Origin of the sequence: Kitasatospora sp. NPDC051164 (genome assembly GCF_044455625.1) — a bacterium.
Lineage (GTDB): Bacteria > Actinomycetota > Actinomycetes > Streptomycetales > Streptomycetaceae > Kitasatospora.
In genome coordinates, this window is the sequence record NZ_JBITFB010000003.1 from 180,084 (window position 1) to 195,179 (window position 15,096).

At 72.5% G+C, this 15,096-nt stretch carries 12 protein-coding genes; 5 read left to right on the forward strand and 7 right to left on the reverse strand.

What is annotated here, in order from left to right; all coding sequences use genetic code 11:
* Positions 1–17: 17 nt before the first annotated feature.
* Complete coding sequence (locus tag ACIBEC_RS05795; RefSeq protein WP_360498576.1) at positions 18–1,574, reverse strand: NlpC/P60 family protein; 1,557 nt, start codon at positions 1,572–1,574, stop codon at positions 18–20.
* Positions 1,575–1,908: 334 nt separating this feature from the next.
* On the opposite strand from ACIBEC_RS05795, the gene ACIBEC_RS05800 reads away from it, so the two are divergent.
* Positions 1,909–3,081, forward strand: coding sequence for an inorganic phosphate transporter (locus ACIBEC_RS05800; protein WP_360498574.1), 1,173 nt, complete (start codon positions 1,909–1,911; stop codon positions 3,079–3,081).
* A 26-nt stretch (positions 3,082–3,107) separates the two neighbouring features.
* Positions 3,108–3,356, forward strand: a complete 249-nt coding sequence (locus tag ACIBEC_RS05805) for a hypothetical protein (protein WP_360498572.1) — start codon at positions 3,108–3,110, stop codon at positions 3,354–3,356.
* A gap of 110 nt (positions 3,357–3,466) precedes the next feature.
* Here the strand turns inward: ACIBEC_RS05805 and ACIBEC_RS05810 are convergent, their stop codons facing one another.
* Together ACIBEC_RS05810 and ACIBEC_RS05815 are read right to left on the reverse strand one after the other, a co-directional pair.
* Positions 3,467–5,020, reverse strand: a complete 1,554-nt coding sequence (locus ACIBEC_RS05810; protein ID WP_360498570.1) for an MDR family MFS transporter — start codon at positions 5,018–5,020, stop codon at positions 3,467–3,469.
* Positions 5,021–5,208: 188 nt separating this feature from the next.
* A complete protein-coding gene (locus ACIBEC_RS05815; RefSeq protein ID WP_360498568.1) occupies positions 5,209–5,658 on the reverse strand; it encodes a MarR family transcriptional regulator in 450 nt (149 codons plus the stop codon).
* A 125-nt stretch (positions 5,659–5,783) separates the two neighbouring features.
* On the opposite strand from ACIBEC_RS05815, the gene ACIBEC_RS05820 reads away from it, so the two are divergent.
* On the forward strand, positions 5,784–6,824 hold the full coding sequence (locus ACIBEC_RS05820) for an ABC transporter permease (RefSeq protein ID WP_360498566.1): 1,041 nt from the start codon (positions 5,784–5,786) through the stop codon (positions 6,822–6,824).
* A gap of 141 nt (positions 6,825–6,965) precedes the next feature.
* Here ACIBEC_RS05820 and ACIBEC_RS05825 read toward each other — a convergent pair whose 3' ends face one another.
* The 4 genes from ACIBEC_RS05825 to ACIBEC_RS05840 all read right to left on the reverse strand — a co-directional run bounded on the left by ACIBEC_RS05825 (position 6,966) and on the right by ACIBEC_RS05840 (position 12,350).
* A complete protein-coding gene (locus ACIBEC_RS05825; RefSeq protein WP_360498564.1) occupies positions 6,966–8,180 on the reverse strand; it encodes an ROK family transcriptional regulator in 1,215 nt (404 codons plus the stop codon).
* A gap of 17 nt (positions 8,181–8,197) precedes the next feature.
* A complete protein-coding gene (locus ACIBEC_RS05830) occupies positions 8,198–8,776 on the reverse strand; it encodes a GtrA family protein (RefSeq protein ID WP_360498562.1) in 579 nt (192 codons plus the stop codon).
* A 56-nt stretch (positions 8,777–8,832) separates the two neighbouring features.
* Positions 8,833–11,241 (reverse strand): endopeptidase La, encoded by a 2,409-nt coding sequence (gene lon / locus ACIBEC_RS05835; protein ID WP_360498561.1) that lies wholly within the window; start codon positions 11,239–11,241, stop codon positions 8,833–8,835.
* A gap of 323 nt (positions 11,242–11,564) precedes the next feature.
* Positions 11,565–12,350, reverse strand: coding sequence for a rhomboid-like protein (locus ACIBEC_RS05840; protein WP_360498559.1), 786 nt, complete (start codon positions 12,348–12,350; stop codon positions 11,565–11,567).
* A 563-nt stretch (positions 12,351–12,913) separates the two neighbouring features.
* On the opposite strand from ACIBEC_RS05840, the gene ACIBEC_RS05845 reads away from it, so the two are divergent.
* Positions 12,914–13,648, forward strand: a complete 735-nt coding sequence (locus ACIBEC_RS05845; protein ID WP_360498557.1) for a response regulator transcription factor — start codon at positions 12,914–12,916, stop codon at positions 13,646–13,648.
* Positions 13,649–13,742: 94 nt separating this feature from the next.
* Positions 13,743–14,930 carry an ATP-binding protein gene (locus ACIBEC_RS05850; protein ID WP_360498556.1) on the forward strand — a complete coding sequence of 396 codons (1,188 nt, stop codon included), beginning with the start codon at positions 13,743–13,745 and terminating at the stop codon, positions 14,928–14,930.
* The last annotated feature ends 166 nt before the right edge of the window (positions 14,931–15,096 follow it).

Here is a 15,096-nt window from a genome sequence, read left to right on the forward strand (position 1 = left end):
CTTGTCGGGCAGCCGGGTCAGTGCGTCGGCGTGCCGAGCGGCAGCGTCGCGGTGGCGCTGCCCGGGGCGGAGGCGGTGGCCGAGCCCGTCTTGCTCGGGGTGCCGGTCGGGGTGCCCGTTCCGGTCGGGGCGGGCGTGGCCGGGGTGCCGGTCGGCGTCCCGGTCGGGGTGCCGGTGGGGGTCTGCGTCGGAGTCGGCGTGCCGGTGCCCGACGGCGTCCCCGGGTCGGTCGGGGTGCCGGTCCCGCCCGGGGTGGTCGGCGTGGTCGGTGTGGTCGGTGTGGTGGGCGTGCCGGTGGGCTCGCCCGGGGTGACCGGCGGCGGGGTCGGGCCGCCGGTCGGCGGCGGAGTCGGCGCGGGCTTGGCCGGGCTCGGCGCGATCGGCGTCACGGAGTCCCAGCCGGCCGGCAGGTCGGGCACCTTCCAGACGCCGCCCGCGTCGTCCGCGGCACCGGACGGGTCCGGCCGGACGGCCCCGAGGATCGCCATCGAGCCGATCGGCGACACCTTGATGAACGCCCCCGGCCGCGGCGCCTGCACGATCAGCCCGCCGCCGATGTACATCCCGACGTGCGAGGCGTCCTGGAAGTAGACCACCAGGTCACCGGGCCGCAGCTGGTTCAGCGGCACGTGCGGCAGCTGCGCCCACTGCTCCTGGCTGGTGCGCGGGATCGGCTTCCCGGCGTGCAGCCAGGCCTGCGAGGTGAGGCCGGAGCAGTCGAAGGAGTCCGGTCCGATGCCGCCCCACAGGTACGGCTTGCCGACCTGCGCCAGCGCGAAGGCCACCGCTGCGCGCCCCTGCTGCGAGGGGGTGCGCTCTCCCTTGCCGAGGGCTCCGGAGGCGAGGAAGGCGAGCTGCGCTTCGTCGGCCTTCGCCTTCTCCAGCTGCTCCAGCTCGGTCCGCTGCGCGCCGGTCAGCGAGGAGACCACCTGCTCGACCGAGGCGAGGTCGGCGGCCACCTTGGCCTTGGCGGCGTCCTGCTGGGCGACCAGGGTCTGGGAGGTCTTGAGCGCTTCCTCGGTCTGCTTCTTCAGCCCGTCGAGCGCGTCCCGGTCGCTCTTGAGCCGGTCCAGGAACTCCGACTGCGAGCGGCTGGCGGTGGCGAGCAACTCGGCGATGGTGACGGCCTCGTACGGGTCCTTGGCGAGCAGCAGTTCGGCGTACGCGGAGCTGGCGCCGTTGCGGTACTGCGCGGCGGCGAGCTGGGAGGCGAGGTCGGTGCCGGCGTCGACCTGGGTCTGCTGGCGGTCCAACCGGCCCTGCAGGTCGGTGAGCGCGGCCTGCTGTTCGGCGATCTTGGCCACCGTGCCGTTGTACTGCTCGGTGGCGGCCTCGGCGCTCTGGTAGAGCGTGTGCAGCTGGTCGAGCAGCGGGCCGAGGGTGGCCTTGGCGGCGGCGAGCGGGTCGGAGCCGGCGACGACCGTGCCGCTCCCCGGGTCGGGTGCCGCCCAGGCGGCGCCGGCGGCGGCGGGCAGGGCGAGTGCGGCTGCCGCGAGGACGGCTCCGCAGCGCAGGGCTGCCCGCACCCAGGGGCGTACGCCTGCCGTCTCCGTTCGCTGTACAGCCCCGCCCATGGGTTGGTCCTCCCCGCCCCGCGCCCTGTCCCGGCCTCCCGGATCCCGCAGATCCTCCCACGGGTTACTCGTCGGAAACAGGGCGCACGCGGACTGGGAGGTTAATTCTCGATTGATGTGTGAGACAGCTCTCAGCAAACCCGGTCGAACCGGGGTGTTCTTCGCCAATGCCCAGTTCAGCGGGGCCGAAGTCACCCTGCAGAAAGCTTCTGATCACCATCAGTCAACCATCGGAACCACGAGTCCCGGCTCAGTTAACCTTCCGTTTACCAAGTAGACCTACGGTCGCGAACGTCACCAACGTCCGTGCGACAACTACGACGATTGTTTGGGTATGGAACACATCTCGTTCCTGGTAGCCGTTGTGATCATCACGGCGCTCGCCTTCGACTTCACCAACGGGTTCCACGACACCGCCAACGCGGCCGCCACCGCGATCGCGACCGGGGCCCTTCGTCCGAAGGTCGCGGTCACCATCGCGGCCGTGCTCAACTTCGCGGGCGCGTTCCTGTCCGTGAAGGTCGCCACCACCATCTCCGGCGGCATCGTCAACGAGAAGGCCGGGGTCCACCCCGAGATCATCTTCGCCGCACTGGCCGGAGCGATCCTGTGGAACCTGCTGACCTGGCTGCGCGGCCTGCCGTCCAGTTCCTCGCACGCGTTGTACGGCGGCCTGATCGGCGCCACGATCGTCGGCGTCGGCATGAACGGCGTCAACTTCGACACCGTGGTCACCAAGATCATCATCCCGGCGGTCGCCTCCCCGTTCGTCGCCGGCCTGGCCTCCTGGGGCGCCACCAAGCTGGCCTACGCGATCACCCGCAAGGGCAACGCCGCGGCCACCGAGAAGGGCTTCAAGACTGGCCAGATCTTCTCGTCCTCGCTGATCTCGCTGGCGCACGGCACCAATGACGCCCAGAAGACGATGGGCATCATCACCCTGACCCTGGTCTCGGTCGGCGCCCTGCCGCACGGCGCGCTGCCCCCGACCTGGGTGATCGTCTCCGCGGGTGCCGCGATCGCGCTCGGCACCTACATGGGCGGCTGGCGGATCATCCGCTCGATGGGCAAGGGCCTGGCCGACATCCGGCCGCCGCAGGGCTTCGCCTCCGAGTCGGCCGCCGCGACCGTCATCCTGACGTCCTCGCACATGGGCTTCGGCCTCTCCACCACCCAGGTCTGCTCCGGCGGCATCATGGGCGCCGGCCTCGGCGGCCCGAAGGGCGAGCTGCGCTGGAGCATGGTCCGCCGCATGGTCTACACCTGGGGCCTGACCCTGCCGGCCGCCGGCCTGGTCTCCGGCGGCGCGGCCCTGCTGGCCCGTCAGGGCAGCTGGGGCGTCGCCGTGGTCGGCGCCGCGCTGGTGGCCGGCTCGGGCGCGATGTGGCTGCTCTCCCGCCGCCAGCCGGTCGGCGCGGACAACGTCAACGACGTCACGCCGGTCGAGGTCCCCACCGTGGCGACCACGAACGTCCCCACCCCCGCCTCGACCACGGTCGCGGCCTGAGCGCCGCCGGCTGAGGAGCACTCACCATGCACATCAAGTGGAACGCCCTGGCCCAGACCGCCGGTTTCAGCTTCGGCATCACCGTCGCCGTGGTCGCCGTCTTCGCGCTCGGCATCCTGGCGCTGTCCCGCCGCGAGGCCGCGCTGAGCACCGCCCGTGACGGCGGCGCCCCGGCCTCGGGCGGCGGCAAGCTGGCCCTGGCCGGCGCGTACGCCTGCTTCGCGGTCTGCGCCGCGGCCGTCGGCTACGGACTGATGCTGATCGCCGGCCACTAGCGGCCGTACGAAGCCCGACGCAACGGGCCGGGGAGTGCCTGCGCACTCCCCGGCCCGTTCGCGTATCCCGGCTGCCGGTCGGCTGTCCCGCCGCAGGTCCTCCTGGCCGGTCAGTTCTCCTGGGTGGTCTTCAGCACGGTCTCCCGGATGAACAGCACGGTGACGAAGGCCAGTGCCGCGAAGGGGGCGGCCCACAGGAAGACGGTTCCGACGCCGTGGCCGAAGGCGTCCGTGACCAGCGGGACGATCGGGGCCGGCAGCTTGTGCAGGTCCGGGATGCCGCCACCGGCCGCCGCGTGTCCGGCAGGGATGTGCGCGGCGGCCAGGTTCTCCGCCAGGTAGTGGCCGACCTTGTTCGTCATCAGCGCGCCCAGCGCGGAGACGCCCATCGCGCCGCCCATGGTGCGGAAGAAGGTGACCACCGAGCTGGCCGCGCCGAGTTCGTGCCGGGGCACCGTGTTCTGCACCGCGAGCACCAGGTTCTGGCTGGTCAGGCCGAGGCCGACGCCGGTGATCGCCATGTAGACGGAGAGCAGCACGTAGTCGGTGTCGGCCCGGGCGGTGCCGAGCAGGCCGAAGCCGACCGCGAGCAGCGCGGTGCCGGCGACCAGGTAGGCCTTCCACTTGCCGTACTTGGTGATGAGCCGGCCGGCCACGGCGGAGGAGACCGCCAGGCCGAGGATCATCGGCAGGGTCATCAGGCCGGCCATGGTCGGGGACTTGGCGCGGGCCAGCTGGAAGTACTGGCTGAGGAAGGTGGTCGCGCCGTACATCCCGACGCCGACCAGCACGCTGGCGATGGCGGCCAGGGTGACGGTGCGGTACCTGAAGAGGTCCGGCGGGATGATCGGCTCGGCGGCGCGGCGCTCGACCACGATGGCCAGCGCGCCCAGCAGCAGGCCGCCGCCGACCATGGCCGCGGTCTGCCAGGACAGCCAGGCGTAGTTCTTGCCGGCCAGCGTGATCCAGATCATCAGGAGGCTGACCGCGGCGGTGATGACCAGCGCGCCGAGGTAGTCGATCTTCGCCTTGCGCTTGACCACCGGCAGCTTGAGGGTGCGCTGGACCACCAGGATCGCGGCCAGCGCGAACGGGATGCCGACGTAGAAGCACCAGCGCCAGCCCAGCCAGGAGGTGTCCACGATGACGCCGCCGATCAGCGGGCCGCCGATGGTGGCGAGCGCGAAGACCGCGCCGAAGTAGCCGCTGTACCGGCCGCGCTCGCGCGGCGGGACCATCGCGGCCAGGCAGATCTGGCCCAGCGCAACAACACCGCCGGCGCCGACGCCCTGCAGCGCGCGGCAGGCGATCAGTTCACCGGTGTTCTGCGAGAGCCCGGCCAGCGCGGAGGTCGCGATGTAGATCAGCAGGGCGATCTGCAGCAGCAGCTTCTTGCTGGCGAGGTCGGAGAGCTTGCCCCAGATCGGTGTGGAGGCGGTGAGGGTGAGCAGGGCCGCGGTGATCACCCAGGTGTAGGCGGACTGGCCGCCGTGCAGGTCGGCCAGGATGTGCGGCAGGGCGTTGGAGACGACGGTCGAGGAGAGCACGGCCACGAAGAGGCCGAGCAGCAGGCCGGAGAGCGCCTCCATCACCTGCCGGTGGGTCATCTGTTGGTTGTCGGCGGCGGCGGCGGTGCCGCTCGCGGCCTCGGTGGTCACGGTCATCTGGGTCCTTCGGCGCAGGCGTGCGGGATACGCGCATCATGAAACTTCGTTGCCTTAAGCAACCATAGGCCTAAATGGTTGAATTAGGCAACTTTCTTCAAGGCCGAGTAAAGGCCCGCACCGCGGGCCCCGGTCACACCCTCGCAGCCGCCCGGCTCAGCGGACACCCGGCTCAGCGGGCACCCGGCTCAATCGGCCGTCGGCTCCCCCAGGACGTCGTTGAAGCGGTGCAGCAGTTCCCCGAAGCGGACCACGTCCTCCGGCGACCAGCCGCCCATCACCTCGCGCACCCGTCGCATCCGGACGTCCCGGGCGGCCAGGAAGCGCCGTCGCCCGTCCTCGGTCAGCGACACCAGCGCGGCCCGGCGGTCCAGCGGGTCCGCCTCCCGGGCCACCAGGCCGAGTTCCTCCAACGCGCGGATCTGCCGGCTCACCGTCGCCTTGCCCACCGCGAAGTGCACGCCGACGTCGGTCACCCGGACCCGGCCGGCCTGCTCGATGTAGCCGAGCATGCTGTACGCCATGCCCTCCAGTCCGGGGTGCACCCGGCGTGAGAGTTCAGCCACTCCGGCCCGGCCCCGCCGGAACATCAGCGCGACCTCGCGCTCCACCGCCACCAGGGCTTCCTCGTCGCTCACCGCGCCAGTATCGCCCAGCGGCACCGGCCGGATTCGGCACGGGAGGTACGACAACCCAACTACTTCATGGTATGAAGTATTGGTTCTGGAAGATCCGTTTTTCCCCGATACGCAAGGAGATGTGGATGGCAGCCCCAGGGCAGGGTTTCGTCGCCGAACTGAAGAGCGCGGTCACCCCGCGCGCGGCACTGCTCGTGATCGGAGTGCTGCTGCTCCAGCTCGGCTTCATCACCTCCTACATCGGGGCGCTGCACAAGCCCGCCCCGCACAACCTCTCCATCGCGGTGGTCGCCCCGCCGCAGGTCGCCCCCAAGCTGATCGGGGCACTGGAGGGGGTCCCGAACGACGCCGTCAAGGCCGTCACCGCGCCGGACGCCGAGACCGCGACCGCGCAGATCAAGGACCAGAAGATCTACGCCGCGTGGGTCGTGAACCCGAACGGCACCGAGGACACCCTGCTGGTCGGCGGCGCCCGCGGTCCGTCCGCGGCCAAGGCCGCCGAGAGCATCACCACCGCGATCGACCAGACCCAGGGCCGTACGGTCAAGGTCCAGGACGTCGTGCCGCTCGCCAAGGGCGACACCAACGGCCTCTCCTCTTTCTACCTGGTGATCGGCTGGTGCGTCGGCGGCTACCTGGTCGCCTCGATCCTCGGCATCAGCGCCGGCTCCAAGCCGGCCAACGCGAACCGCCTGCTGATCCGCCTGGGCGTCCTGGCGCTCTACTCGATCGCGGCCGGCATCGGCGGCACGGTCATCGCCGGACCGGTGCTGGACGCGCTGCCCGGCTCGATCCTCGCCCTGTCCGCCATCGGCGCCCTGGTGGTCTTCTCGGTCGGCGCCTTCACCATGGCGCTGCAGTGCCTGTTCGGGATCATCGGCATCGGCCTCGCGGTGCTGGTCTTCGTCGTCCTGGGCAACCCGAGCGCGGGCGGCGTCTACCCGGCACCGATGATGCCGCCGTTCTGGCGGGCCATCGGCTCGGTGATCCCGAACGGCGCCGGCACCGGCGCCACCAAGTCGATCGCCTACTTCGACTCGACCAACCTGGGGATGCCGATCCTGGTCCTGGTGCTCTGGGCGCTGGTCGGCATCGGCATCGCCTTCCTGGCCGTCCTGCGCGGCCCCCGCGCCGAGCAGCGCGAGCCTGCCGCCGCGGAGGCCTGACGCCACCGAGGCCCGGTCCTCCCCCACCGCACCGAGCCCCCGGCCCCACCGGCCGGGGGCTCGGCCCGTTCCGGCACCGGGGCTCCGGGCACCGGGCACCGGGGCGCGGCCCGTTCCGGGCGAGGTGGTCCCAGCCGGGGGTCAGTCGCCCGCGAGCAGCCCCGGGTCGGCGACGATGGCGCGGACGACGCGCACCGCCGCGCCCAGCAGCGGGCCGCGGCGGCCCAGCCGGGAGACGGTCAGCCGGTCCTCGGCCCACGGCCGAACGGTGACCCGGGCAACCAGTTCGGCGCGCATGGCGGGAAGCAGCCAGGGTGCCAGCCGGGCGTAGCCGCCGCCCAGCACGACCTCGGCCGGGTCCAGCAGGTTGACCGCGCCGGCGGCCGCGATACCGAGCGCCGACCCGGCGCCGGCCAGGGCCGCGCGGACCGGTTCCTCGCCGGCCTCGGCGCGGTCGGCGAGCAGCGTCACCCAGTCGCCCCGGGCGCCGGTCAGGCCGGCCGCCCGCAGCACCGCCGCCTCGCCCGCGTACTGCTCCAGGCAGCCGTGCGCCCCGCAGGCGCAGCGGCGGCCCGCGGGGTGGACCGGCACATGGCCGAACTCGCCCGCGTGGCCGCGCGCGCCGCGCAGCAGGCGCCCGCCGACAATGATCGCCGCGCCGACCCCGGCCTCGGCGGAGACGTACAGGAAGTCCTCCGCCCCGTCGCCCAGCCAGTGCTCGGCCAGTCCGCCGAGGTTGGCCTCGTTGTCGGCCTCGACCGGCAGCTCGGCCAGGCCGTCGGCGGCCGGTCGCAGCGCGGCGCGCAGTTCGGCGGCCAGCGGGACGACCTGCCAGCCCAGGTTGGCGGCCCGCTGCAGCACCGCGCCGGATTCGCCGACCAGGCCGGGGACGGCCAGGGTGAGTCCGGCCGGGCGCAGGCCCGCCTCGGTGACGGCCGAGCGCAGCAGCCGGGCGAGGTCGGCCATGACGGCGGCGGGTGCCCGGCCGTGGTTGGAGATCTCCTGACGCCGAACGGCGCGGACCTCCCCGCGCAGGTCGACCACGCAGGCGCCCAGGTGCCGGACGCCGATCTCGGCGCCGAGGCCGCCGGGCCCGAGCGGGTTGAGTCCGAGCGCGGTGCCGGGGCGGCCGACCTTGCCGCTGGGTGCGGCGGGGCCCTCCTCGACCACCAGGCCGCCGGCGATCAGCTGTTCGGCGAGCGAGGAGACCGCGGCCCTGGTCAGTCCGGTCTCGGCGGCCACTTCGGCGCGCGAGCGCGGGCCGCTCGCGATCACTCCGAGCACCAGGGCCAGGTTGGCCCGGCGCATGCCCTGCTGGCTGGCGGGCCCGGTCCGGATACCGTCCGGTTCGTGCATCAGGCTCACCTCGCCCCTTACGGCACATCCCGTGGCATCTCGGGTGCAGCGTAACCGGCTTCCGGGGGCACCGCCCTCACCAGAGCGGCCTCGGCCCCGGGGTGCTCGGCGGGGTGCTCGGCGAGCCGGGTGAAGACCCACCGCTGCATCGCCCAGAAGCGGAACAGCATCGCGACGAAGGTGCCGACGACCATGCCGCTGAGGAAGTCCGCGACCTCCTGGGCGAAGGAGCTGATGTACGGCTCGCGCAGGTCCAGGACGTAGCGGGAGATCGCCAGCGGTACGTCGTTGACGCCGATCGCCACCACGCTGACCAGGAAGAACAGCAGGGCCTCACGCTGCCGGCCGCCGGCCCGGAAGGCCCAGCTGCGGTTCAGCACGTACGAGACGACGGTGGCGATCACGGTCGCGATGGTCAGCGCGATCACCGGCTTGTGCTGCAGCACGGTGAACTTGAGCTGGAGGTTGATCGCCATGGTGAGCACGAAGCAGGAGCCCCCGACCAGCAGGAACTTCATCAGTCGGCGGTGCCGCACCAGGAAGGGGCGCAGCCGGTCCGGCACCCGGGCCAGCGCGCGCTGCGTGGGGGACGGCATCTCCGCAGTCTCGCACGCGGAGATGCCGTCGGCCCCTCGGGCCAGCGGTTCGCCGATCAGACGGCGACCAGCACCTCGGCCGGCTCCAGCGCCAGCTTCAGCACCTCGCGGACATCCGCCACCGGGTGGACGGTGAGCCGCTCCAGCACCTCGGCCGGGACGTCGTCCAGGTCGGCCTCGTTGCGCTTGGGGATGATCACCGTGGTGACCCCGGCTCGGTCGGCGGCTAGCAGCTTCTGCTTCACCCCGCCGATCGGCAGCACCCGCCCGGTCAGCGACACCTCGCCGGTCATCGCCACGTCGGTGCGCACCTTGCGGCCGGAGAGCAGCGAGGCCAGCGCCGTGGTCATGGTGATGCCGGCGCTCGGCCCGTCCTTGGGGACGGCTCCGGCCGGGACGTGCAGGTGCACGCCGCGGTCGCGCAGCGAGGTGACCGGCAGTTCCAGCTCGGCGCCGCGCGAGCGCAGGAAGGAGAGCGCGATGTGCGCGGACTCCTTCATCACGTCGCCCAGCTGCCCGGTGAGGGTCAGCCCGGTGCCGCCGGTCTCGGCGTCGGCCAGCGAGGCCTCGATGTAGAGGACGTCGCCGCCGGCGCCGGTCACCGCGAGGCCGGTGGCCACGCCAGGGACGGCGGTGCGGCGCTCGGCCGGTTCCTGGGCGGACTCCGGCACGTGGTGCGGGCGGCCGATCAGGGCGCGCAGGTCCGCGGCGCCGACCGTGGCGGGCAGCTCGCGCTCGCCGAGCTCGGCCTGTGCGGCGATCTTGCGCAGCACCCGGGCGATCGAACGCTCCAGGGTCCGGACGCCGGCCTCGCGGGTGTACTCCCCGGCGAGCTTGCGCAGCGCGGTCTCGTCCACGCTGACCTGCTCGCCGCCGAGGCCGGCCTTCTCCAGCTGGCGCGGGAGCAGGTGGTCGCGGGCGATGACGACCTTCTCGTCCTCGGTGTAGCCGTCCAGCCGGACCAGCTCCATCCGGTCGAGCAGCGGCTCGGGGATGGCTTCCAGCACGTTGGCGGTGGCGAGGAAGACGACGTCGGAGAGGTCGAGCTCGACCTCCAGGTAGTGGTCCCGGAAGGTGTGGTTCTGCGCCGGGTCCAGCACCTCCAGCAGGGCGGCGGCCGGGTCGCCGCGGTAGTCGGAGCCGACCTTGTCGATCTCGTCGAGCAGGACGACCGGGTTCATCGAGCCGGCCTCCTTGATCGCCCGCACCACCCGGCCGGGCAGCGCGCCGACGTAGGTGCGCCGGTGGCCGCGGATCTCGGCCTCGTCCCGGACGCCGCCGAGCGCGACCCGGACGAACGAGCGGCCCATGGCGCGGGCCACCGACTCGCCGAGCGAGGTCTTGCCGACGCCGGGCGGGCCGACCAGCGCGAGCACCGCGCCTCCTCGGCGGCCGCCGATCAGGCCGAGCCCCTGGTCTGCCCGGCGCTTGCGGACGGCGAGGTACTCGACGATGCGCTCCTTCACGTCGGCCAGGCCGGCGTGGTCGGCGTCCAGCACCGCGCGGGCGCCGGCGATGTCGTAGGCGTCCTCGCTCCGCTCGTTCCAGGGCAGTTCCAGGACGGTGTCCAGCCAGGTGCGGATCCAGGAGCCCTCGGGGGACTGGTCGGACGCGCGCTCCAGCTTGTCGACCTCCTTGAGCGCGGCCTCGCGGACCTTCTCGGGCAGGTCGGCGGTCTCGACCCGGGCGCGGTAGTCGCCCTCCTCGTCGGCCGCTTCGCCGTTCAGCTCGGCCAGCTCCTTGCGGACGGCGTCCAGCTGGCGGCGGAGCAGGAACTCCTTCTGCTGCTTGGCCACGCCCTCCTCGACGTCCTTGCGGATGGTGTCGTTGACCTCCTCCTCGGCGAGGTGGTCGCGCAGCAGGGTCAGCGCGTACTCCAGGCGGGCGACCTGGTCGGCCTCCAGCAGCACCTTGAGCTTCTGCTCGGCGGTGGCGAAGGACGCGTAGCCGATGTTGTCGGCGAGTTCGCCGACGCCTTCGATCTGCGCCACCCGGTCCACGATCTGCCAGGCGCCGCGCTTGCGCAGCCACTGGGTGGACAGCGCCTTGTACTCCTTGACCAGCTCGGCGGCCCGGCCGGCCACCGGGGTGCCCACCGAGGACTCCCGGAACGGCGTGGTCTCCACCCAGAGGGCGGCGCCGGGGCCGGTGGTGCCGACGCCGATCCGGACCCGGCGCACGGCACGCACCAGCGCGGCAGGCTGCCCGATCGTGCCCGGGCCATCGGCCAGCCGGCCGACCTGTTCCACGGTGGCCAGCGTGCCGACCGCCGCGTACGAGCCGTCCACCCGCGGGACCAGCAGGACCTGTGGCTTGGTGCCGCCGGCGGCCGCAGCCCGGGCGGCCTCGACCGCTGCGCGCACCTCGGTGTCCTTCAGGTCCAGCGGGACGACCATGCCCGGCAGGACGACCTCGTCGTCCAGCGGCAGCACGGGCAGGGTGAGCGGAGTGGACGTCGATGCCATGATCTCTCCCCAGTCAGTGAAGTTGAGTCGACCTGACTAAGGCCTGGCGGGCGCCGGATGTTCCCCGGACTTCGTTCGCCGTGAGCGAACACGATCCGGCCGGGAAGGCCCCGCGGACGGGGCCGCAGGCGGCCGTCAAAAGAACGTGAAAAGAGCGCTGAGTGATTCCTGGGAAACCCTCGGCACGCGAAGGGGGCGTCAAGCACGGAGAGCCCGGAGAAACCCGCGGAGCCCGCGGAGCCCGGAGCGGACCTCGGCGCGCGGACGTCGGCGCGCGGACGTCGGCGCGCGGACCTCAGCGCACGGACCTCAGCGCACGGACCTCAGCGCACGGCCCGCACGGGGGCCCCGCCGCGCGCGGGCGCGGGCACGGCGCCGCCGACCGTCGCCGCGGCCGGACGGAGCCGGGGCGGGCGCCGCTCGGTGCGGCGCAGCCAGCGCCACAGCGCCACCCCGGTGAGTACCGCCGCCGGGTGCCCCACCGCGGTGACGACGTCCTTGTCGGAGGCGATCTGCTCGGCGATCATCAGCCCGGCGCCGCCCAGCGCGAGCAGCCGCCCGCGCCAGGAGAGCAGCCCGGCCACCGCACCCAGGCAGGCGAGCACGCCGTAGCTGACCCCGATGTCCAGGTGGTCCATCACCTCGGGCGCCATCCGCCCGGTCTCCACCGCGATGATCACCACGCCCTGGGAGAGCAGGGTGGCCGCGACGTGGCCGATCGCGAAGACCGCCGCCGCCCGGGCGGACCCGACCTTGCGCTCCAGTGGCGCGAGGGTGAACGCGAATCCCCAGAGATAGGGCATCCACACCTCGCCGGCCACCCAGAAACCACTCAGGACCAGGGCACGCAAAGGGTGCTGCAGCAGGTTGTGGCCGTCCGAGCTGGAGGCTTCCTGCAGTCGCTGCACGAGTTCCGGATCGGCGAATTTCGCGAAGGTCGTGGTGGCGCCCACGACCGCGAGGTATCCGAGCGTGAAGGGGTTGCGCCGGGGCGTGGGAACGCGGTCCAGCAGCCATTGGACGGCGCCGGCGCGCAGGCCGAGCCGGAGCATTCCGTACGGCGCTCCCGCGGGCACGCGCCCGTCGGCACCCTGCCGCAGTCCCGCCATGCCGCCTCCGCTCCACACCCGCAGCCACCGGCTCCCGCCCGGTGCCCAACGTACCGGCGCGCACCGCGGATTCCGCCCGGTCGGGTGTTGTCGTGCCCACGGTACGTCGAGGTTCTGGGAGGCACCTGGGAAAAGCCGGTGAAGACCGTCGCCGTAGCGGAGTGCCGGATTCCAGGCATTGGTCCAGACCTTCTCCCGATTAACGCGTCAGTAGGGCCTCTGACCGGCGACTTGATGTCAACTCGACTGCATACGTACCGTTACGCAGTGAAAAATCGCCGGGTAAGGTATCGGCCCGTGCCCACTCGTGCAGTGGGTCCGCGGGCGGCCGGAACGGCCGGCCCACGGGCCGGAAACGTCCGGTCCACCTGCCGGAAAGCATCCGCTGTCCGTACGCTGCGAAGTGCGCGGGAGAAGTGGGCGGCCGACAAGTCCGTCCTCGCCTCCCGATCACGCAACGGGACGGCGGACCCGGCACAGTCCACGACGGAACAAGACTACGAGCGGAGCCCCGCCATCCCCACAGGTGGCCGGCCCGCAGCCCTGGGGGCGGTGGCGTGACCGTGACAGAAATTCAGCAGGACAACCACACCGGCGGCACGGTGAGCAGCCAACGCAGAGTGCTGGTGGTGGAGGACGAGCCGACGATCGCCGAGTCGATCGCGGCCCGACTGGGTGCGGAGGGCTTCAAGGTCGCCGTGGCCCACGACGGTCCCGGCGCGGTCGACGGCTTCCACACCTGGCAGCCGGACCTTGTCGTCCTCGACATCATGCTGCCCGGCTTCGACGGCCTGGAGGTGTGCCGCCGGATCCAGGCCCAACGCCCGGTCCCGGTACTGATGCTGACCGCGCGCGACGACGAGACGGACCTGCTGGTCGGCCTCGGCGTCGGTGCGGACGACTACATGACCAAGCCGTTCTCGATGCGCGAACTGGCCGCCCGGGTCAACGTGCTGCTGCGCCGCGTCGAGCGCGCCCAGCAGGCCGCCCGGACACCCGCGCTCGGCAGCCTGCGCTTCGGTGAACTGGAGATCGACCACGTGCAACGCCGGGTCCGGCTGGCCTCGGGCGACGTCCACCTGACGCCGACCGAGTTCGATCTGCTCGCCTGCCTGGCCGCCCAGCCGCGCGCGGTGCTCACCCGCGAGCAGCTGCTGGCCGAGGTCTGGGACTGGACCGACGCGTCCGGCACCCGCACCGTGGACAGCCACGTCAAGGCACTGCGCCGGAAGATCGGCGCCAGCTGGATCCGCACCGTGCACGGTGTCGGGTACGCACTGGAGGCCCCGCTCTCCTGACGGCGAGCCTCGGGCGACGGGCCACCGGGGGGCCCGTGTCCCGATCGACGCCGTGCCACCACGCGGGGGGACACACGCGGGACCACAGGGACCAATGACCTTTCCACAGCAACGCAACGGGGAATCCGACGGCGCGCGGCCGCAGCCGCTGGCCGTCCGTGCCGCCCGCCGGGTCTGGGCCGACATCCGGCCGCTCGACCCGGTCCGCTCGATCAAGGGCAAACTCGCCCTGCTCGTGATCGTCTCCGTGTTCCTGGCCACCGGGATGGTGGTCGTGGCGATCAGGTCCGAGACCCAGATCCGGATCATCATGGTCTTCTCCATGATCGCCTCGCTGCTCTTCATGCAGTTCCTCGCGCACGGGCTGACCGCCCCCCTGCGCGAGATGACGGACGCCGCCCGCGCGATGGCCTCCGGCGACTACAGCCGCCGGGTCGAGGTGAGCTCGCGCGACGAGATCGGCGAACTGGCGGCCGCCTTCAACGGGATGGCCGCCGACCTGGAGGCCGCCGACCAGCACCGCCGCGAGCTGGTCGCCAACGTCTCGCACGAGCTGCGCACGCCGATCGCCGCGCTGCGCGCCGTCCTGGAGAACGTGGTCGACGGTGTCGTCCAGCCCAATCCGGCGACCCTGGGGGCCGCGCTGGAGCAGACCGAGCGGCTCGGCCGCCTGGTCACCCACCTGCTCGACCTCTCCAAGATCGACGGCGGCGTGGTCGACCTGGACGCCCGCCCCTTCGAGGTGCGCGAGTTCCTGGACGGCGTGCTGCGCGGGGTCACCGTGGACGGCGCGACGGCGGGCGGGGCCTTCTCCCGGCGCGGGGACGTCCGGCTGGCCCTGGAAGTCAGTCCGGCCGGCCTGACCGGCGTGGCGGACCCGGAACGGCTCCACCAGGTGGTCGCCAACCTGGTCGACAACGCCTGCAAGCACTCGCCGCCCGGCGGCACCGTGACGGTGCGCGCGCGCCCCGGCGGCGAGGACGGCGCCCTGCTGCTGGAGGTCCAGGACGAGGGCCCGGGCATCCCCCTGGCCGACCGCACCCGGGTCTTCGAGCGGTTCAGCCGCAGCGGCACCGCGACCGCGTCCGGAGCGGGCGCGGACGGCGGCACCGGCCTGGGCCTGGCCATCGCCCGCTGGGCGGTGGAGCTGCACGGCGGACGGATCGCGGTGGCCGAGTCGCCGAGCGGCTGCCGGATCGAGGTCCGCCTGCCCGGGCAGCGCCAGGACGACGGCCGGGACATTTGTCACAGATCCGACACAGACGCATACGAAGATCGCTAGAGGATTTCCGCAGGTCTTTGTCCGGTTTCATCCGGATATAGACGCAGTTTGGGGCCGATCGCTTCCCTGCAGATACGGCTTTCTAACGCACTTTTTCAGCCAAAGTGCAGGTCAGGACTGTGATCTGGACGACGCCTGGCCCCCGGGGACTGCGCGATCACCGGTC

What these genes read in the sequence shown, in the direction of transcription:
- ACIBEC_RS05795 (WP_360498576.1), bottom strand. Translation starts at nt 1,574, where the DNA reads ATGGGCGGGGCTGTACAGCGAACGGAGACGGCAGGCGTACGCCCCTGG.
- ACIBEC_RS05800 (WP_360498574.1), top strand. Translation starts at nt 1,909, where the DNA reads ATGGAACACATCTCGTTCCTGGTAGCCGTTGTGATCATCACGGCGCTC.
- ACIBEC_RS05805 (WP_360498572.1), top strand. Translation starts at nt 3,108, where the DNA reads ATGCACATCAAGTGGAACGCCCTGGCCCAGACCGCCGGTTTCAGCTTC.
- ACIBEC_RS05810 (WP_360498570.1), bottom strand. Translation starts at nt 5,020, where the DNA reads ATGACCGTGACCACCGAGGCCGCGAGCGGCACCGCCGCCGCCGCCGAC.
- ACIBEC_RS05820 (WP_360498566.1), top strand. Translation starts at nt 5,784, where the DNA reads ATGGCAGCCCCAGGGCAGGGTTTCGTCGCCGAACTGAAGAGCGCGGTC.
- ACIBEC_RS05825 (WP_360498564.1), bottom strand. Translation starts at nt 8,180, where the DNA reads ATGCACGAACCGGACGGTATCCGGACCGGGCCCGCCAGCCAGCAGGGC.
- ACIBEC_RS05830 (WP_360498562.1), bottom strand. Translation starts at nt 8,776, where the DNA reads ATGCCGTCCCCCACGCAGCGCGCGCTGGCCCGGGTGCCGGACCGGCTG.
- lon (WP_360498561.1), bottom strand. Translation starts at nt 11,241, where the DNA reads ATGGCATCGACGTCCACTCCGCTCACCCTGCCCGTGCTGCCGCTGGAC.
- ACIBEC_RS05840 (WP_360498559.1), bottom strand. Translation starts at nt 12,350, where the DNA reads ATGGCGGGACTGCGGCAGGGTGCCGACGGGCGCGTGCCCGCGGGAGCG.
- ACIBEC_RS05850 (WP_360498556.1), top strand. Translation starts at nt 13,743, where the DNA reads ATGACCTTTCCACAGCAACGCAACGGGGAATCCGACGGCGCGCGGCCG.